The 18526-nt window shown below is 61.0% G+C and carries 16 protein-coding genes; 7 read left to right on the forward strand and 9 right to left on the reverse strand.

What is annotated here, in order from left to right:
- Positions 1-6: 6 nt before the first annotated feature.
- The 8 genes from NA647_RS05355 to NA647_RS05390 form a co-directional block, all read right to left on the reverse strand.
- Positions 7-1929: a PrkA family serine protein kinase gene (locus NA647_RS05355; protein ID WP_256050364.1), complete on the reverse strand. Its 1923-nt coding sequence runs from the start codon at positions 1927-1929 to the stop codon at positions 7-9.
- Positions 1930-2199: 270 nt separating this feature from the next.
- Positions 2200-2529: a thiosulfate sulfurtransferase GlpE gene (gene glpE, locus NA647_RS05360; protein WP_256056739.1), complete on the reverse strand. Its 330-nt coding sequence runs from the start codon at positions 2527-2529 to the stop codon at positions 2200-2202.
- Positions 2526-3347, reverse strand: a complete 822-nt coding sequence (locus NA647_RS05365; protein WP_256056740.1) for a symmetrical bis(5'-nucleosyl)-tetraphosphatase — start codon at positions 3345-3347, stop codon at positions 2526-2528. Before NA647_RS05365 ends, glpE begins: the two co-directional genes overlap by 4 nt.
- Complete coding sequence (gene apaG / locus NA647_RS05370; protein ID WP_131651831.1) at positions 3344-3727, reverse strand: Co2+/Mg2+ efflux protein ApaG; 384 nt, start codon at positions 3725-3727, stop codon at positions 3344-3346. The genes NA647_RS05365 and apaG overlap by 4 nt, the downstream gene beginning before the upstream one ends.
- Positions 3728-3753: 26 nt before the next feature.
- Positions 3754-4560: a 16S rRNA (adenine(1518)-N(6)/adenine(1519)-N(6))-dimethyltransferase RsmA gene (rsmA, locus tag NA647_RS05375; RefSeq protein WP_256056741.1), complete on the reverse strand. Its 807-nt coding sequence runs from the start codon at positions 4558-4560 to the stop codon at positions 3754-3756.
- A 321-nt stretch (positions 4561-4881) separates the two neighbouring features.
- Positions 4882-5865: a 4-hydroxythreonine-4-phosphate dehydrogenase PdxA gene (gene pdxA / locus NA647_RS05380; protein ID WP_256056742.1), complete on the reverse strand. Its 984-nt coding sequence runs from the start codon at positions 5863-5865 to the stop codon at positions 4882-4884.
- 302 nt (positions 5866-6167) lie between these two features.
- A complete protein-coding gene (locus tag NA647_RS05385) occupies positions 6168-7475 on the reverse strand; it encodes a peptidylprolyl isomerase (protein ID WP_256056743.1) in 1308 nt (435 codons plus the stop codon).
- Complete coding sequence (locus NA647_RS05390; protein ID WP_256056744.1) at positions 7456-10248, reverse strand: LPS-assembly protein LptD; 2793 nt, start codon at positions 10246-10248, stop codon at positions 7456-7458. The genes NA647_RS05385 and NA647_RS05390 overlap by 20 nt, the downstream gene beginning before the upstream one ends.
- A 130-nt stretch (positions 10249-10378) precedes the next feature.
- On the opposite strand from NA647_RS05390, the gene NA647_RS05395 reads away from it, so the two are divergent.
- The 3 genes from NA647_RS05395 to NA647_RS05405 are packed head-to-tail and all read left to right on the forward strand — an operon-like array spanning position 10379 to position 12837.
- Entirely contained in the window at positions 10379-11401 is a 1023-nt protein-coding gene (locus NA647_RS05395) for an aminoglycoside phosphotransferase family protein (protein ID WP_272889553.1), read from the forward strand.
- Positions 11398-12066: an N-acetylmuramate alpha-1-phosphate uridylyltransferase MurU gene (gene murU, locus NA647_RS05400; RefSeq protein WP_256056745.1), complete on the forward strand. Its 669-nt coding sequence runs from the start codon at positions 11398-11400 to the stop codon at positions 12064-12066. The genes NA647_RS05395 and murU overlap by 4 nt, the downstream gene beginning before the upstream one ends.
- Complete coding sequence (locus NA647_RS05405; protein WP_256056746.1) at positions 12067-12837, forward strand: DnaJ domain-containing protein; 771 nt, start codon at positions 12067-12069, stop codon at positions 12835-12837.
- Positions 12838-12846: 9 nt separating this feature from the next.
- Here NA647_RS05405 and NA647_RS05410 read toward each other — a convergent pair whose 3' ends face one another.
- Positions 12847-13860 (reverse strand): alpha/beta hydrolase family protein, encoded by a 1014-nt coding sequence (locus NA647_RS05410; protein ID WP_256056747.1) that lies wholly within the window; start codon positions 13858-13860, stop codon positions 12847-12849.
- A 234-nt stretch (positions 13861-14094) separates the two neighbouring features.
- Between NA647_RS05410 and gabT the strand changes: the two genes are divergently transcribed.
- The 4 genes from gabT to trpE all read left to right on the forward strand — a co-directional run bounded on the left by gabT (position 14095) and on the right by trpE (position 18524).
- A complete protein-coding gene (gene gabT, locus NA647_RS05415; RefSeq protein ID WP_256056748.1) occupies positions 14095-15375 on the forward strand; it encodes a 4-aminobutyrate--2-oxoglutarate transaminase in 1281 nt (426 codons plus the stop codon).
- Positions 15376-15478: 103 nt separating this feature from the next.
- Positions 15479-16153 (forward strand): ribulose-phosphate 3-epimerase, encoded by a 675-nt coding sequence (gene rpe, locus NA647_RS05420; RefSeq protein ID WP_256056749.1) that lies wholly within the window; start codon positions 15479-15481, stop codon positions 16151-16153.
- The gene (locus NA647_RS05425; RefSeq protein WP_256056750.1) at positions 16150-16851 is read left to right on the forward strand and encodes a phosphoglycolate phosphatase; all 702 of its coding nucleotides are present in this window, start codon (positions 16150-16152) and stop codon (positions 16849-16851) included. The genes rpe and NA647_RS05425 overlap by 4 nt, the downstream gene beginning before the upstream one ends.
- Positions 16852-17039: 188 nt before the next feature.
- A complete protein-coding gene (trpE, locus tag NA647_RS05430; RefSeq protein WP_256056751.1) occupies positions 17040-18524 on the forward strand; it encodes an anthranilate synthase component I in 1485 nt (494 codons plus the stop codon).
- Positions 18525-18526 lie beyond the last annotated feature (2 nt).

Below are 18526 nucleotides of genomic sequence, written 5' to 3' on the forward strand. Positions count from 1 at the left end.
GCTGCTTTACTGTGATTTCCGTACCCGCAGATACCATTCCGAAAGCAGGCGAACCTGTTTCTCCGTGTAGCCGCGCTCGACCATGCGCACGACGAAGTCGTTGTGCTTCTTCTGATCTTCCTTGCTGGCCTTGGCGTTGAAGCTGATGACAGGCAGTAGGTCCTCGGTGTTGGAGAACATCTTCTTCTCGATCACCACGCGCAGCTTCTCGTAGCTGAGCCAGCTCGGATTCTTGCCGTTGTTGTTGGCCCGCGCGCGCAAGACGAAGTTGACGATCTCGTTGCGGAAATCCTTCGGGTTGCTGATGCCGGCGGGTTTCTCGATCTTCTCCAGCTCCTCATTGAGCGCCATGCGGTTGAGGATTTCGCCGGTTTCCGGGTCGCGGTATTCCTGATCCTGAATCCAGAAGTCCGCGTAGAGCACGTAGCGGTCGAAGATGTTCTGGCCGTACTCGCTATAGGACTCAAGGTAGGCGGTCTGGATTTCCTTGCCAATGAAGTCGACGTAACGCGGAGCGAGGTACTCCTTGATAAAGCGCAGGTAGCGCTCGCGCACCTCGGCCGGGAATTGCTCTTGCTCGATCTGCTGCTCCAGCACATAGAGCAGGTGCACCGGGTTAGCGGCGATTTCGTGCGGATCGAAGTTGAACACCTTGGAGAGGATCTTGAAGGCGAAGCGGGTCGATAGACCATTCATGCCCTCGTCGACACCGGCGGTGTCACGGTATTCCTGGATAGACTTCGCCTTCGGATCGGTATCTTTCAGATTCTCGCCATCGTAGACGCGCATCTTCGAGTAGATATTGGAGTTTTCCGGCTCCTTCAGGCGGCTCAACACAGAGAACTGCGCCAGCATCTTCAGCGTATCCGGGGCGCAGTGGGCCTTTGACAGCGAGCTGTTGAACAGGAGTTTGTCGTAAATCTTGATCTCATCGGTGACACGTAGGCAGTACGGCACCTTGACGATGTAGATCCGGTCGATGAAGGCTTCGTTGTTCTTGTTGTTGCGGAAGGTGTGCCACTCCGACTCGTTGGAGTGGGCCAGCAAAATGCCGTTGTAGGGAATCGCGCCGAGGCCTTCGGTGCTGTTGTAGTTCCCTTCCTGAGTGGCGGTCAGCAATGGGTGCAGCACCTTGATCGGCGCCTTGAACATCTCGACGAATTCCATCATGCCTTGGTTGGCGCGGCAGAGTGCACCAGAGTAGCTATAGGCATCGGCGTCGTTTTGCGGAAACTCCTCGAGCTTACGGATATCCACTTTACCGACCAGAGCTGAAATGTCCTGGTTGTTCTCATCGCCCGGTTCGGTCTTGGCAACGGCGATCTGATTGAGGATCGAGGGATAGAGCTTGACCACGCGGAACTGACTGATGTCGCCGCCAAATTCCTGCAAACGCTTGGTGGCCCAGGGCGACATGATCGAGTTCAGATAGCGACGTGGGATGCCATAGTCTTCTTCGAGGATCTGCGCATCCTCGGCCGGGTTGAACAAACCCAGCGGCGACTCGAAAACCGGCGAGCCCTTGATGGCGTAAAAGGGCACCTTTTCCATCAGCTGCTTGAGCTTTTCAGCGAGCGAGGACTTGCCGCCGCCAACCGGACCGAGCAGATAAAGAATCTGCTTCTTCTCTTCGAGTCCCTGCGCGGCATGGCGGAAATAGGAGACGATTTGATCGATGCAGTCTTCCATGCCATGAAAGTCTTCGAACGCGGGGTAGCGGCGGATCACCTTGTTGGAAAAGATCCGGGAAAGGCGTGAGTCGGTCGAGGTATCGATCAGCTCGGGTTCACCGATTGCCATCAATAGACGTTCGGCTGCAGTGGCGTAGGTGCCCCGGTCTTCCTTGCACAGATCGAGGTACTCCTGAAGCGAATACTCTTCCTGGCGGGTTGCTTCGAATCGTTGCTGGAAATGGCTGAAAATGCTCATGACTTCACCTCGGACGATGCTCGGAGCCGGTGTTGTCATCAGGCATTCAGGTGCGGCCGACTGATCGACCTGTGGAGTTCCCCCGAACACCTAATGGTTAAAACCTGAGGCCGGTAGCCAGTAGATGGCTTCCACCTGTTTGGATGGCCTTAACTGAAGGATAGTTCGGATTCAGCAAATTCAAGGGAAGAGAGGGGCAATAACCGCTGCGTTTCGTCGGACGAACAGCGCAAGGCCGCGCAATACGCGGCGTAACGGGAGATATTTTTTTTACAGCGGATCGCCTTGTTCGACGTCCTGAGGGAAGGTCTGCCGCCACAGCTCAAAGCCACCGTCGAGGCTGTAGACGTCGGAAAATCCTTGGTTGATGAGGTAAGCCGCGGCGCTCTGACTGGAGTGGCCGTGGTAGCAAGTGACGATGAGCGGATGATCCAAGTCCGCCGCCGCGATGAAATCGGGCAGCGATTGATTGTCGAGATGCGTCGATCCGCTGATATGGCCGTTGGCGTAACTGTTTGGATCACGAATATCGACGATCACGCCGCCTTCGCTGCGCAGCGCCTGGGCCTGCTCTGGAGAGATGCGTTTGAAGTCGGTCATGGTTTTGCCTCGCAGTCACAGTGGTGCAGTTCGTTGCTGTCGACGTTCATCAGGGTCATGGTGTTGCCCCATACGCAGCCGGTATCCAACGCGTAGACGTTGGGCTCGTCGCAATGACCCTCCAGCGCCGCCCAATGGCCGAAGATAATCTTGCATCCGCGGGCCTTGCGGTTGGGGTGGCTGAACCAGGGCTCGAAGCCCGGCGGCGCCGAATCCAACCCGTCCTTGGCCTGCAACTCCAGCGTGCCGTCGGCCTTGCAGAACCGCATGCGGGTGAAATAGTTAGTGATCAGGCGCAGCCGCGGCACGCCTTGCAGGTCTTTGTTCCACTTGGCCGGCTGGTTGCCATACATGCCGTCGAGAAAGGGCGGCAGCAAGGCGTCGTCGCGCAATGCCTGCTCGACTTCTGCGGCGCGCCGGAGTGCCTTGGCCAGCGTCCATTGGGGTGGAATGCCGGCGTGGACCATGGTTGTCTCGCGTTCGGCGTCGTGATGGATCAATTTCTGCTGGCGCAGCCAGTCGATCAGCTCCGCTCGATCAGGTGCGTCGAGGATGGGTTTGAGCGTGTCGGATCTTTTTAGCCGCTCGATATTGTGCGCAACGGCTACCAGATGCAGATCGTGATTGCCCAGCACCGTAACGCCCGAGGTGCCCAAGTCGCGCACGAAACGCAGCGCCTCGAGCGACTGTGGGCCTCGGTTGACCAAATCTCCGGCGAGCCACAGGCAATCGCGTGAGGGGCTGAAATCGACCCGCTGCAGCAGGCATCGAAGAGGTTCGAGGCAACCTTGCAGGTCGCCGACAGCATAGGTAGTCAATGCAGAGCTCCGGGTACGGCCAGCCGGAAAGGCGCAATCGCGGCTTCGAAGCGGTGTCCATCTTCGGCCAGCATCTGATAGCTGCCCTGCATCGTGCCGACGCGGGAGGTCATCAGCGTGCCGCTGGTGTAGACGTGACGTTGGCCCGGTGCGATCACCGGCTGTTCGCCGACCACTCCGGCGCCGCGTACTTCCTGCACCTGTCCGTCGCCGTCGGTGATGATCCAGTGGCGAGACAGCAGTTGTGCGGTCAGCTGGCCTTTGTTTTCGATCGTTACCCTGTAGGCAAAGGCATAACGGTTTTGTTCCGGCTGCGACTGGTCGGCCAGGTATGTCGGGCTGACGCTGACGTCGAACCAGTAGCGGAGGTCTTCGGACATGGGGACTCCTGCGGTGGGCTTCGCCTTCAGACGCGGTCGCAGACGCGGTCGGAAAGTTGATCTGACAATCTGACGAACGCGGCCAGATCCAACTGTTCCGGGCGCAGGCTGCCGTCGACATCGGCTGCGGCGATTTCGTCCGCGTCGAGCAGACCTTTGAGTGTATTGCGCAGCGTCTTGCGGCGCTGATTGAAAGCCTGACGGACCACGATTTCCAACTGGCGATGGTCGCGCGCCGGATGCGGCAGCACCTCGTGCGGGACTAGACGCACGATGGCCGATTCGACCTTGGGTGCCGGATTGAAGGAGCCAGACCCCACATTGAACAGATGCTCTACACGGCAATGGTATTGCACCATGATCGACAGACGCCCCCAGTCTCCGCCGCCTGGCTGCGCAGCGAGTCGCTCGACTACTTCCTTCTGCAGCATGAAATGCATGTCGCGGATCAGCCCGGCATGGTCGAGCAGGTGAAAGATCAGCGGTGTGGAAATGTTGTACGGCAGGTTGCCGACGATGCGCAGGCTGCCGGGCTCTTGACTCAATTGGGCGAAGTCGAACTTCAGTGCGTCACCCTGGTTGAGCGCGAAGTTGTCTCGATCGGCGAATTTTTGCTGAAGGATTGGAATCAGGTCCAGATCGAGTTCAACCACATCCAGCTGCGCACCGCTGTCAAGCAGGCCTTCGGTCAGGGCGCCCTGACCCGGCCCGATCTCGACGATTCGCTCGCCCGGCTTGGCATGGATGGCGCGCAGGATGCGATGGATCACGCCAGCGTCGTGGAGGAAATTCTGGCCGAAACGCTTGCGCGCGCGGTGTTGGTAGTCGGACATCGAAAGCTCCAGGGAGCAGCTTGAAGCAGAAGCTTGAAGCTGGAAGCGGATAAGGCGCGCATTTTAGCAGGCTGTAAGAAGGGAAAGACGATAACGGCGCTGAAGGCTGAAAGGCGGAACGAGACGGCCGTGTGGGCGTAGGACGGGTGCAACCGCCGAACGGAGTTCGGCATCGGACAGTTAGCCGGCTGTAGCTCGTCCTATGATTCGCGACGAAAAAAAGAGATACATCTACTTACCGAGAAGTAGCGGCAGTAAGGCCAATCGCTACGCTATTCAGCTTCCAGCTTCCAGCTTCCAGCTTCCAGCTTCCAGCTTAGCTCAGCTCGGGCTGGCCATCTGATACGCCGTTTCCACCGCTACCTGCAGGCTACCGGTATCGATTCGCCCTGTGCCGGCGAGGTCCAGTGCGGTGCCATGGTCGACCGACGTACGTACGATCGGTAGGCCCAAGGTCACGTTGACGGCCGCGCCGAAGCCTTTGTATTTGAGTACTGGCAAACCCTGGTCGTGATACATCGCCAGCACCGCGTCGCAGGTGTCGAGGTGCTTCGGTGTGAACAGGGTGTCGGCCGGTAGCGGGCCGATCAGATTCAGGCCATCACTGCGCAGACGCTGCAGGGTCGGTTCGATGATGTCGATTTCCTCGCGGCCCAGATGCCCGCCCTCGCCAGCATGGGGGTTGAGCCCGCAGACCAGAATACGCGGCTGCGCAATGCCGAATTTGCCGACCAGATCGGCATGCAGGATGCGGGCGACACGTTCCAGCCGCTCGGTGGTGATCGCCGCCGCGACGTCTTTGAGCGGCAGATGAGTGGTGACCAGCGCCACACGCAGGCCGTGAGTGGCGAGCATCATCACCACTTGCTCGGCGCCGGTTAGTTCGGCGAGGAATTCGGTGTGACCGGAGAAAGGAATGCCCGCTTCGTTGATCACACCCTTGTGCACCGGCGCGGTGATCATGCCGGCAAAGACGCCATCGATGCAGCCCTGACCAGCCCGCGTCAGTGTCTCCAGTACGTAGTCGCCGTTGTGCGGGTTCAGCTGACCCGCAGCTGCTGGCGCCTGAAGCGGCGTATCCCAGACATATAGACTGTTGGGCAGTGCCGGTGCGGTTGGCCAAGCCCCCGGGCCGACATCGAGAAGGTCGATGGCCAGTCCCAACTGTTCGGCGCGCTCGGCCAGCAGTGCACGGCTGGCGATGGCTACTAGCGCCCGGGGTTGGGCTTCGCGAGCCAGCAGCAGGCAAAGATCTGGACCGATGCCGGCCGGCTCTCCGGGTGTCAGGGCGAAGGGAAGGGACATAGGGCCTCCAGCGGTAGAGCGGCAAGCGAAGGGCAGCTACAAGCTGCAAGCGACAACTAAAGCAGGAGCCAAAGGCTAAAAGACGACAAAGACGCTAGAGGCCGAACGAAAAGCCCGCACTGACATGGGGCGGATGCAACCTTGCCGAGCGGAGCTGGAATCGTAGGGCGGGTTACACCCATCCTACGATTCTTGATAGATCGCATGACCCACTGCACATCGAGAGCAGCGGTGAGCTTCAGGCCAGAAGCAGCAAACTGAAGCCAGCCACCACGCTAATTTGCTTCCAGCTTCCATAGAGCTTAGAGCTTGATTTCCACATAGGCTTCGTCGCGTATCTGACGCAGCCAAGCTTGCAGCTCTTCTTCGTATTTACGGTTGCGCAGCAGGTTAAGCGCCTGTTGCTCGCGAAACTCTTCGCTGGCGTCCGTCGCACGGCGCCCAAGGACTTCCAATATGTGCCAGCCGTACGGGGTCTTGAAGGCTTCGGACAGTTGGCCGCTCGGGGTGTTGGCCATCACTTCGCGGAATTCCGGTACCAACGAACTCGGGTCGATCCAGTTCAGATCGCCTCCGTTGAGCGCGGAGCCCGGGTCTTCGGAAAAATTCTTCGCCAGTTCAGAGAAGCTCTCGCCCGCGAGAATACGCTCGCGAAGACGCTCGACGAGGCGTCGGCTTTCTTCTTCACTACGGATCTGGCTGGGCTTGATCAGGATATGGCGGACATGAATCTCGTCGCGAACCTGAGTATCTCCGCCGCGCTTGTCGAGCACCTTGACCATGATGAAGCCCGGTGGGGTACGCACCGGCTGAGTGAAGTCACCGACCTCCATGGTGCTGACTTCAGTGTCGAACGGTGGCGGCAGCTGAGCGGCTTTACGCCACCCCATGTCGCCGCCTTCCAGCGCGTTTTCACTGGCTGAGCGCGACACCGCCAGTCTGGCGAAATCTGCGCCCTGTTGAAGTTGTTGATAGGTGTCCATCGCCATTTCTTCGGCCGCCTGGATCGTGGCCGAATCAGCCGATTCGGGAACCGGGATCAGGATGTTGGCCAGCCGGTACTCTTCGGAAAGCTGCAGTTTGCCTAGGTCGGACGCCAGGAAGTTTTCGACTTCCTGATTGGATATCTGAATGCGTTCGGCGATACGGCGCTGGCGCACACGACTGATGACCATCTCGCGGCGAATCTGCTCGCGAGCGGTCTCCAGGCTCAAACCGTCTCGCTCCAGAGCCGCGCGGAACTGGTCCAGGGTCATGTTGTTGCGCTGCGCAATGGTCCCCATGGCCTGGTTGAGTTCTTCATCGGAGATGCGGATGCCCGAACGATCGCCGATCTGCAGCTGGAGATTTTCAGTGATCAGGCGTTCCAGCACCTGTTGCTGCATGACGTCCTGCGGTGGCATTTCGGCGCCGCGCTTTTCGATGGTCTGCTCGACCTCGCGAAGACGCTGGTCCAGCTGGCTTTGCATGATGACGTCGTTATCGACGATGGCGACGATACGGTCGAGCGGGCGCACTTGGGCTGAGACCGTCGTGGCGATAGTCGCGCAGCCCAGCAGGAGGGTGCCCGCCAGCAACGGGCGCAGGTAATCAGAAAGCTTGATCTTCACGTTCACGGTAGCCTTGTATGCCTTCGTCGAGGAATGTCTCGGCGGAGCTGCCGAACACGCCGCCGAGTCCCTTGAGGACGATTTGCAGGAAGATGCCATTGTCTGGCTCGTCGTTCTGCGATGGATTGAGACTGGTTTCGTCGTAGTCGATCCAGTAACGATTGATCAGTCGCAGCTTCCAGCAGCAGCTGTCGTACTCGAAGCCGCCGAAGGCCTCCAGCGTACGGTTGCGGCTGTAGTCATGCTGCCAACGTGCGATCACGCTCCACTGTGGCACGATTGGCCAGATGGTGGAGACGTCGTGCTGGTTGATCTTGTAGTAGTCCTTGATGTATTCGGGAGTGCCTGGCGTGCCGTAATCTCCACCATACGTCCATTGCCCTGTCGCCTGGTCGAAGCGGACAGTGTCGTTGCGGTAGCGGTAGCCGAAGTTGACGATCTTTCTTGGGTTGTCGGCCGGTTGGTAGTGAAACATGGCGCTTCCTGAGCGCGTACTGCCTGCATCCGGATCCCAGTTGAATGTCGAAGTGAAGCGCCAGTCACGGTTGTAGCGATACTGGTACTCAAGCGCATATGGCGATACGTCGGTGGTCGAGCCTGGACGGTTCTCAAGGTTTGGCAGCTGCACTTCACGGTCGCGGAAGTAGATTGTCTGACCAATGCTGAAACGCTGACGCTCCAAGCCGTTCGACTCTATCCAGCGGTTGGTCACGCCAAGTGAAACCTGATTAGCGTCACCGATCCGATCCTTGCCAGAGAAACGATTTTCGCGCCACAGCGAGGAATAGCTGAAGGTGCTTTCGCCGGTATCGAATATTGGAATGTCGTCCTGATCTTCTTCCGGTACGTATAAATAGAACAGACGCGGCTCTAGAGTCTGTCGGTAATCCTTGCCGAACCATTGAGTGTCGCGATCGAAGTAGAGACCACTATCGACGCTGAAGATCGGTACGCTGCGGTCGGGTGAATCATTAAAGTCGTCGCCGATGCCGCCGGCGCCAAACTTACCCTGGTTATCCAGCGTGAGGTCGTATCTTGTGTAAGCGTACTTCAGCGACGGCTTGACGAAACCCCACGTCCAGTTCAGCGGCAGACTGACCCCTGGCTCCAGGTGGAGGCGCTCGCCTTCAGCGCGTTTTAGTCCCCGAAGCCTTGTGTCGTACCAAGGTGTGCCAATGGCATTTCCAGACGCATCATAGGGGCCGCCGTCCTCATCGAAAAAATTTCCGCTACGCAGACTGCGCTGGAAACTGACGAACTCGGTGTTGTAGGCAAACCGCAAACCGCCTGGCTGGAACGGCAGCGCACCATTAAGGGTCAGCTGCGGTAGCCGCTCATAGGGCGTAATGTCTGTGACCGTAGCGCGTTCGTAAGCATGCACGCTCAGCCGCGCGGTATAGCTGTCGCCGCGCCAGGTCAGGGTGCCGCGCTGATCGAGATGATCCGGCTGGCTGATACCCAATTGGGTATCCAGATCCTGGAAGTAATAAGGATCGCTGATGTCCGTGTAGTCGACTTCGGCCAGCAGGCGTGAGTCCAAACCGGTCCGGTGCTGCCAGCTGTACATCCAGCGCTGGTCTTCGTATTCGGATTGCAGCTCACGATCATCGTTGCTGTCGTCCAGATAGGCTGCGCCGAACTGACCTTCGCTGCTGCGGGTCAGGTAGCGGAACTCGCCTTCCATCAACAGACCGCGATTGGACATGTAGTTCGGGTAGAGCGTGGCGTCGAAGTTTGGCGCCAGGTTGAAATAGTACGGCGTGACCAGCGAAAGCCCGCTATCGCTCGAGGAGCTGATGCTGGGCGCAAGAAAGCCGGACTGGCGACGGTCATCGATCGGGAAATGGATATAGGGCGTGTAGAACACCGGAATGTCCTTGACCCGCAGCGTCACGTTGGTCGCCGAGCCGAAGCCGGTGGCGGGGTTCAACGTGACGTTATTGCCCCTCAGGTGCCAGCTGTTTTCGCCTGGTTCGCAACTGGTGTACGTCCCGTCCTTGAGGCGGATGATGGCATCGTCTGTGCGTTTGGCGTACAGCGCGCTGCCGCGGATCCTGCCTTCATGGACCACGTATTCAGCGTTTTCGACCTGGGCTTCGCCGGTGTCGAGGAATATCTCGGCACGATCACCGACCATCAGGGCACCCTGATCACGCAGGCGAACATTGCCTTTCAGCTCGCCGCGGTTTTCCAGCTGATAGAGACTGGCTTCATCGGCTTCGGCCTGGATGCTGCCCTGACGCAATACCACATCACCGGCCAGCGTCGCGATTTCCTGCTGCTGCTCGTAGCGCGTGGCTTTCGCCGAAACATAGGTCGGCGCCTCGCTCATTGGCGTGTCGTCGAACCGGCCGGGGCGGCTCGGCTCAACATAGGTGCCGGCGCAGTAGGGGCCTGTTTCCGCCAGCTGGGCATCGGTCAGCTGATCACGAGGTACCCAGTCCAGGTGGCTGTAATCGGCGCTGCGCGAGGCGAGCGCGCGACCCTTGCTTTCGGTGACCAGTTTGGTGGTGGCTGCCTGGCGCTCGGCCTTGTCGGTGCGAGGCTGGGCGGTGCTCGTGTCGCTGGCCGCGCTGCCACGATGTACGGGGCGCGGTGGGAGGTTGGAGCTGGCGGTGTCGGATGCGCAACTCCAGCCCCCGTTGGGGCCAGGCTGACAGGCAAACTGTTCGGCTGCGATAACAAGTGGAGTCGCTACAGGTTGCAATGCGAGCAGACCGCCAGTAACCAGTAGGGGGAATTTTTTACGAAAAGCGGGATATTTGACTGCCATCTTGTTTTTTGGTCCGTGCTTACGGCGAGCCATCGGCCGGGCTGGGCCGCACGCCTCTCGATGGGCTGAAAAAGATGCTGGATAATAAAGCATGACCCGCCTATCGGCTAGCGCCGTGGAGAGCACTGATATGCTGCAACAAGATCAACGCCTGCAGGACCTTAGCGCATGGCTACAGCCTCGATTGACCGAGCTTTTCGCTCGTCGTGGCTGGGGCAGCGTACCCGACGCGCCATTGATTCCGGCCAGCAGCGATGCCAGTTTCCGTCGCTACTTTCGCTGGGAGGCGCAAGGGCGCAGCTTCATCCTGATGGATGCTCCTCCGCCTCAGGAAAACTGCAGGCCTTTCGTCTCGGTGGCGGCTTTGCTGTCCAGCGCGGGAGTCAACGTGCCCGAAATTCTGGCACAGGATCTGGAGCGGGGTTTTCTGCTGTTGAGCGACCTGGGACGCAAGACCTACCTCGATGTCATCGACGAAGCCAATGCTGATGAATTGTTCGCCGACGCGATGCGAGCGCTGCTCGCCTTCCAGACATCACCGATAACGTCGCCCTTGCCAAGCTATGACGAGGCATTGCTGCGCCGCGAACTTGAGCTGTTCCCAGAATGGTACGTGCAGCGCCACCTGGGCCATCGTTTCAGCACAACTGAGTTGGACGTGTGGGAGCGCCTCTGTCGGTTGCTGATCGACTCGGCACTGGAGCAGCCGCGCGTGCTGGTGCATCGCGATTACATGCCGCGCAACCTGATGCTCAGCGAACCGAACCCGGGCGTGCTGGATTTTCAGGATGCGGTCGTCGGTCCAGTGACCTATGACATCACCTCGCTGTTCAAGGATGCCTTCCTCAGTTGGCCTGAGGCGCGTGTTCAAGGTTGGCTGCGCAGTTATTGGGAGGTGGCGCGTAGTGCTGGCGTCCCGGTTCAGACTGATTTCGAGGCATTTCAGCGCGCCAGCGACCTGATGGGATTGCAGCGGCATTTAAAGGTCATCGGCATCTTCGCGCGGATCTGCCACCGCGACGGCAAACCGCGCTATCTGGCCGACGTGCCGCGATTCTTCGCGTATATCGAAACGGTAGCGGCGCGCCGGCCTGAACTGGCAGAGCTGAGCGCATTGCTGCAAGGCCTGCCGCCCTCGCAGGTGCAACCATGAAAGCGATGATACTCGCGGCGGGTAAAGGCGAGCGCTTGCGCCCGCTGACACTGCATACGCCCAAACCGTTAGTGCGCGCAGGTGGCACGCCGCTGATTGATTACCACGTTCGGGCTCTGGCCAAGGCCGGTTTCACCGAGTTGGTGATCAATCACGCCTGGCTCGGTGAGCAGATCGAGGCGTACCTGGGCACCGGCAATCGGTTCGGCGTGTCCATTAGCTATTCGGCCGAGGGTGAGCCGCTCGAAACGGGCGGCGGCATTCATCGTGCGTTGGCGCTGCTGGGTGATCAGCCGTTTGCCGTGGTCAACGGCGATATCTGGACCGACTACGATTTCGCTGCGCTGGCGTTACCGCCGGAGCGGCTTGCGCACCTGGTATTGGTGAATAACCCGGCGCATCATCCGGCAGGCGACTTCGCGCTGGTTGGGGGAAATATCGTGGAAGGTGATGCGTCGCCCAAGCTTACCTATAGCGGTATCGCCGTGCTGCACCCGCGGTTGTTCGCTGATTGCACGGCCGGGGCGTTCAAACTGGCGCCGCTGCTGCGCCGGGCCATGGCGGCTGGCCAGGTCAGCGGAGAGCATTACGCCGGTCGCTGGGTCGATGTCGGCACCCATGAGCGCCTGGCTGAAGTCGAGCGAATCCTGGAGGCGCGACGCTGAATGTTCTGGCCCATTACGCTGTTGGGTGCGCTGGCCGGTTGGTTGATCGCGAGCATTCCGGGGGCTCTGCTTGGTGCGCTGCTTGGGCAGGTGCTCGATCGCCGGTTCGGGTTGAATTCCTGGGCCAGGCTGCGCGATCGCATGACTGGTAACAAGGCGCTGATGCAGGGCGAGGAATTGCTGTTTTTCCTCCTCGGGCGCCTGGCCAAGAGCGGCGGTCGGATCAGTGAGGCGCACATTCAGGCCGCGCGCCGGGAGATGCAGCGGCTGCAGCTGAGCCCCGCGGCCCAGCGTTCAGCCATCGATGCGTTCTACCGGGGCAAGTCCAGCGGCGACGGCTTGCGCGAACCACTGCAGCGCCTGCAGGGGCAGCATGACGCGGCCAAGGCGGTGCTCCAGGCTTGCTGGCGGATGGCGCGCGCACAGGGGCCGATCGATGCGCGCGAGCATGAATTGATCATGCTCTGGGGTAAGTGGATGGGCTGGGATTCGGCGGCCATCGCGGCGCTGGACCCCAGTGGTGGTCGACGCCAGGGCGCGCCAACTAGCCTGGGCGGCGCCTATGAGCAGGCCATGCGGTTGCTGGGCGTGCGCGCCGACAGCGAACCCCAGGCGATCAAGCGCGCCTATCGCCGATTGCTCAGCAAGCATCATCCGGACAAGCAGGCCGGAGCGGGTGCCACTGCACAGCAGGTTCGCGAGGCGACTGAGCGAACCCGCGAACTGCACAACGCCTACACCCTAATCCGCGAGCGTCGCGGCTTTCGCTAACGCTTCAATTCACGGCTGCTTGCCCAGCCAGCCACGAACCCGCCGCAGCAGCTGCTCCTGTCCGGTTTCGAGATCGCCGTTCAACGGCTGCAACCCCACCTGTATATAAGCCGGATGGCTATTTCGACGGCTGGCGTTGAGCCGCTCGCGGGCCGCGGAGCGCTGGCTGACGCTGTTCCTGTAATAGATGTCGCCGGTCGCCAGCTTGAGCGTCGCGATCAATCGCACGAGCGGCTCGTCCTGTCCGTCGGGTTGGCGTGGCTGGATCATCAACAGATGCCTGACATCGGCCGGCGCCAGTTGCTGCAGATAACGCGCGGCCCAATAGCTGCCGGTGCCCTGACCGAGCAGCACAATGGCCGCTGGTTGCTTGCTGCGGGCGAAGGCGAGTGCCGCTTCGATACGTTCAGCAATCTGCTCGGCCTGGTTTGGTTGCGCAACTGCTGGCTCGATGGGCGCATCCGCTTCGGTGAGCTCGATCGGCTGTTCATCCGGCGTGGCTGCGGTTTCCTCGGGCAGATAACCCGCTTCGCTGGGTGGCTCGTCTTCTACGGGCGGTTCTGCGTCGGCTTCGGTCTGTTCGACCGGTGGCTCCGCCGGTTCTTCCGGGGCGGCGGCCGAGATAGGGCTGGGCGAATCCGGCAGGCTGAGACTCAGGGTATGCCAGCCGTAATCGGGCAGGCCGCGGCGCAGCGGGCCGATGCCGCGCGGCCAGTCGGCACTTTCTCCCTCGCCCGGCAGCAGAATGATCACCCCTTTGGCTTCGCCGATATTGGCAGGTCGCCACAGCGCGACGAAATCATCGGAGCCTGCCGTCAGGTTGACGAACTCGGCGCTAGGCAGCTGGCGCAGCAGGTCAGCGGCCATGGTGTCACTGCGTGAGGGCAAGGGTGGGCGCTCGATCGTCGCAGGTGCAGGTGCCGCTTCCAGCGCGGCTGGCTCATCCGTGGCGCTGACCGACTGGGCAGACGCGACCGCTGACAGGAGAGCAAGCAAACGCAGTGAATCGCGAAAACGAGGCATTGAAACTCCTGATGTCGTCTTGCCGGGGCTGTGATGGAGTTGCGGTCCGCTGTTGCGCACCGCCGTCAGTCTAACGGAAGGCAGACTGAAAATTGGTCGTGCAAAATAATGCACGGCGTTCTACTGTAATCCGAACGCTATAAAGGCTCGGCAGTCGATCATCGTATGCTGCTGCGCTTGCTTCCCGACGTTCATTCCGACCCGAGCCGACGATGAGCGGCTACTGAGGAGCTTATGAGCAAGACCAACGAATCCCTGATGCAACGCCGTGTCGCCGCCGTTCCCCGTGGCGTCGGTCAGATCCATCCGATCTTCGCCGACCATGCGAAAAACAGCAGCGTGGTCGATGTCGAAGGTCGCGAATTCATCGACTTCGCCGGCGGCATCGCTGTGCTGAATACTGGCCACCTGCACCCGAAGATCATCAAGGCGGTGGAGGAACAACTCCACAAACTGACCCATACCTGCTTCCAGGTGCTGGCGTATGAGCCCTACGTCGAACTGTGCGAAAAGATCAACGCACGGGTGCCAGGCGATTTCGCCAAGAAGACCCTGCTGGTGACCACCGGCTCCGAGGCGGTGGAGAACGCGGTGAAGATCGCCCGTGCCGCCACCGGCCGTGCCGGGGTGATCGCCTTTACCGGCGCCTATCACGGCCGCACCATGATGACCCTCGGCCTGACCGGTAAGGTCGCGCCTTACTCGGCGGGCATGGGGCTGATGCCGGGGGGGATCTTCCGCGCGCTGTATCCCTGTTCGATCCATGGTGTCGGCGTCGACGAATCGATCGCCAGCATCGAGCGCATCTTCAAGAACGACGCCGAGCCGCGTGACATCGCCGCGATCATCATCGAACCGGTGCAGGGCGAGGGTGGTTTCAACGTCGCGCCGAAGGACTTCATGATCCGCCTGCGCGCGCTGTGCGATCAGCACGGCATCTTGCTGATTGCCGATGAAGTACAGACCGGCGCCGGCCGCACCGGCACCTTCTTCGCCATGGAGCAGATGGGTGTAGCCGCAGACCTCACCACGTTCGCCAAGTCCGTCGGCGGTGGTTTCCCGATTGCCGGCGTATGCGGCAAAGCTGAAATCATGGACTCCATCGCCCCAGGTGGCCTGGGCGGCACCTATGCCGGTAATCCGCTGTCCTGCGCGGCAGCGCTGGCGGTGCTGGAAATCTTCGACGAAGAGAAGCTGCTCGACCGCTGCAAGGCGGTGGCAGAAAAACTCACCGCTGGCCTCGAAACCATCCAGGCGCGTCACAAGGAAATCGGTGAGGTGCGCGGGCTGGGCGCGATGGTCGCCGTCGAGCTGTTCGAGGACGGCGATCATGCGCGCCCTGCGGCGGCGCTGACTTCGCAAATCGTCGCGCGAGCGCGGGAGAAGGGGCTGATCCTGCTGTCCTGCGGCACCTATTACAACGTGCTGCGTGTGCTGGTGCCGCTGACGGTCGAGGACGAGGTGCTCGAACGCGGCTTGGCGATCATCGGTGAGTGCTTCGACGAGTTGACCTGAGCCTCTCTGCGTCGCGCCGGCACCTGCAATTCTGTCAGGCGCGCCGCAATCCCGACCCCTCGGGTACAATGCGCGGCATTCCGCCCGCGCTACCGAGGTCGTCATGCAGCCGTTCGCCATCGCCCCCTCCATCCTTTCCGCCAACTTCGCCCGCTTGGGTGAGGAAGTGGACAACGTGCTCGCCGCCGGCGCGGACATCGTCCATTTCGATGTGATGGACAACCACTACGTGCCCAACCTGACCATCGGCCCGATGGTCTGCTCGGCGCTGCGCAAGCACGGCGTTACTGCGCCTATCGACGTGCATCTAATGGTCAAGCCGGTGGATCGCATGATTGGCGACTTCCTCGAAGCCGGCGCCAGCTACATCACCTTCCACCCGGAAGCCTCTGAACACATCGATCGCTCGCTCCAGCTGATCAAGGATGGCGGCGCCAAGGCCGGCCTGGTGTTCAATCCGGCGACACCGCTGGAGGTGCTCAAGTACGTCATGGACAAGATCGACATGGTCCTGCTGATGAGCGTCAACCCCGGCTTCGGCGGGCAGAAGTTCATCCCCGGCACGCTGGACAAGCTGCGCGAGGCGCGCGCGCTGATCGATGCCAGCGGCCGCGAGATCCGCCTGGAGATCGATGGCGGCGTCAATCCAAAGAACATCCGCGAGATCGCGGCAGCGGGCGCCGACACCTTCGTCGCCGGCTCGGCCATCTTCAACCAGCCGGACTACAAGGCGGTGATCGACCAGATGCGTGCCGAGCTGGCGCAGGCACGCCCATGACGCGTCTGGAGCTACTTTACAATGGCGAATTTCCGCGCCTGGTTATGTTCGATCTGGACGGCACCCTGATGGATTCAGTGCCGGATCTGGCCGCCGCGGTGGACAAGATGCTCATGCTGTTGGGGCGCGAGCCCGCTGGCGTGGCTCCGGTGCGCGATTGGGTCGGCAACGGCTCGCGGGTGCTCGTGCGCCGCGCTTTGGCGGGCCAGTTGGAACATGATGGCGTCGCCGATGAGCTGGCCGACGAGGCGCTGGCGCTGTTCATGCAGGCCTATGCCGGTGGGCATGAGCTGACCACCGTCTACCCTGGCGTCCGTGAATGCCTGGACTGGCTGCGTGATCGCGATGTGAAGCTGGCGATCATCACCAACAAGCCGGCACAATTCATCGAGCCGCTGTTGGAAGAGAAGGGCCTCGCTGGCTATTTTCAATGGCTGATCGGCGGCGACACGCTGCCTCAGCAGAAACCCGACCCGGCGGCGCTGTTGTGGGTCATGGACAAGGCGGATGTGACCGCCGAGCAATCGCTGTTCGTTGGTGATTCGCGCAACGATGTCAGGGCTGCCAAGGCAGCGAAGGTCCGTTGCGTCGCGCTCAGCTACGGTTACAACCACGGCGAACCTATCGCCAACGAACAGCCCGCGCTGGTGCTCGACGGCTTGTGCGAGCTGGTTGCTTCGGCTTCGGGGCTGCGCTAGTGTGGCCTCTGTTCCGCAGATCCCGAAAATCCCGCAGACGAGATCAGATCGTGGTGGTCACCCGCAAGCAATGGATGAATGTCATCAAGGCCCTGGCCCGTTGGCGCTGGCGCGCCTGACATTTCCTGCCGGCACGCCCGGTACGTTTGCACGATTCGACCAGTAGCTCCTCCGACCACGAGGCTGACATGACCCGCGAAGAATTCCTGCGTTTGGCCGCCGAAGGCCACAACCGCATCCCGCTATCGTTCGAAACCATCGCCGATTTCGACACGCCGCTGACGCTTTACCTCAAGCTCGCCGACGCACCCAACTCCTACTTGCTCGAATCCGTGCAGGGCGGGGAGAAGTGGGGGCGCTATTCGATCATTGGCCTGCCGTGCCGCACGGCTCTGCGGGTGCAGGATCACCACATCAGCGTTACCACCGATGGCGTCGAGACCGAGAGCTGCGAGGTTGATGACCCGCTGGCCTTCGTCGAAACTTTCCAGCGGCGCTATCGTGTGGCTCCGGTCGACGGGCTGCCGCGCTTCAATGGCGGCCTGGTCGGCTACTTTGGCTATGACAGCGTGCGCTATGTCGAACGCAAGCTGGCGCAGAGTCCCAATCCGGATCCGCTGGGAACGCCCGACATTCTGCTAATGGTGTCAGACGCCGTAGTGGTGTTCGACAACCTCGCCGGCAAGCTGCATTGCATCGCGCTGGTCGATCCGTCGCAGCCGGACGCCTACGACGCAGGGCAGGCCAAACTTCAGGCGCTACGGGAAAGGCTGCGCCAGTCGATCACGCCGCGTCTGGGGCTGGATTTTGAAAAGAGCGGCGGTACCGAGCCGGCGTTCCGCTCAAGCTTCAGCCGCGAGGACTACGAGCAGGCCGTCCACCGCATCAAGGACTACATCCTCGCGGGCGACTGCATGCAGGTGGTGATCTCCCAGCGCATGTCGATTCCGTTCAAGGCCGCGCCGATCGATCTCTACCGCGCGCTGCGTTGCTTCAACCCGACGCCCTATATGTACTTCTTCAATTTTGGCGATTTCCACGTGGTGGGCTCGTCGCCGGAAGTGCTGGTGCGTGTCGAGGAAGGTCTGGTGACGGTCCGGCCGATTGCTGGCACCCGCCCGCGCGGTGCGAATGAAGAAGCTGACCTGGCGCTGGAGCAGGATCTGCTCAGCGACGCGAAGGAGCTGGCCGAACACTTAATGCTGATCGACCTGGGTCGCAACGACGTGGGCCGCGTCGCCGAGAACGGCTCAGTGCGGCTGACCGAGAAGATGGTCATCGAACGCTACTCCAATGTCATGCATATAGTCTCCAACGTCACCGGTCAGCTCAAAGCACCGCTGACGGCAATGGATGCGCTGCGGGCAATCCTGCCCGCCGGTACGCTGTCCGGTGCGCCGAAGATCCGCGCCATGGAAATTATCGACGAGCTGGAGCCGGTCAAGCGCGGTGTCTATGGCGGCGCGGTCGGCTATCTTGCCTGGAACGGCAACATGGACACCGCCATCGCGATCCGCACCGCGGTGATCAAGGACGGCGAGCTGCACGTGCAGGCAGGCGCCGGCATCGTCGCCGATTCGCAGCCAGCGCTGGAATGGGAAGAAACGCTCAACAAGCGCCGCGCCATGTTTCGCGCGGTGGCCCTGGCCGAACGCGACCAGCAGGAGAACTGATC

Source organism: Stutzerimonas stutzeri, assembly GCF_024448985.1.
GTDB classification, from domain to species: domain Bacteria; phylum Pseudomonadota; class Gammaproteobacteria; order Pseudomonadales; family Pseudomonadaceae; genus Stutzerimonas; species Stutzerimonas stutzeri_AP.

Bases quoted from the DNA above. Each gene is read 5' to 3' on its own strand.
- NA647_RS05355 (WP_256050364.1), bottom strand. From the start codon at position 1,929: ATGAGCATTTTCAGCCATTTCCAGCAACGATTCGAAGCAACCCGCCAG.
- glpE (WP_256056739.1), bottom strand. From the start codon at position 2,529: ATGACCGACTTCAAACGCATCTCTCCAGAGCAGGCCCAGGCGCTGCGC.
- apaG (WP_131651831.1), bottom strand. From the start codon at position 3,727: ATGTCCGAAGACCTCCGCTACTGGTTCGACGTCAGCGTCAGCCCGACA.
- rsmA (WP_256056741.1), bottom strand. From the start codon at position 4,560: ATGTCCGACTACCAACACCGCGCGCGCAAGCGTTTCGGCCAGAATTTC.
- pdxA (WP_256056742.1), bottom strand. From the start codon at position 5,865: ATGTCCCTTCCCTTCGCCCTGACACCCGGAGAGCCGGCCGGCATCGGT.
- NA647_RS05390 (WP_256056744.1), bottom strand. From the start codon at position 10,248: ATGGCAGTCAAATATCCCGCTTTTCGTAAAAAATTCCCCCTACTGGTT.
- NA647_RS05395 (WP_272889553.1), top strand. From the start codon at position 10,379: ATGCTGCAACAAGATCAACGCCTGCAGGACCTTAGCGCATGGCTACAG.
- murU (WP_256056745.1), top strand. From the start codon at position 11,398: ATGAAAGCGATGATACTCGCGGCGGGTAAAGGCGAGCGCTTGCGCCCG.
- NA647_RS05405 (WP_256056746.1), top strand. From the start codon at position 12,067: ATGTTCTGGCCCATTACGCTGTTGGGTGCGCTGGCCGGTTGGTTGATC.
- NA647_RS05410 (WP_256056747.1), bottom strand. From the start codon at position 13,860: ATGCCTCGTTTTCGCGATTCACTGCGTTTGCTTGCTCTCCTGTCAGCG.
- gabT (WP_256056748.1), top strand. From the start codon at position 14,095: ATGAGCAAGACCAACGAATCCCTGATGCAACGCCGTGTCGCCGCCGTT.
- rpe (WP_256056749.1), top strand. From the start codon at position 15,479: ATGCAGCCGTTCGCCATCGCCCCCTCCATCCTTTCCGCCAACTTCGCC.
- NA647_RS05425 (WP_256056750.1), top strand. From the start codon at position 16,150: ATGACGCGTCTGGAGCTACTTTACAATGGCGAATTTCCGCGCCTGGTT.
- trpE (WP_256056751.1), top strand. From the start codon at position 17,040: ATGACCCGCGAAGAATTCCTGCGTTTGGCCGCCGAAGGCCACAACCGC.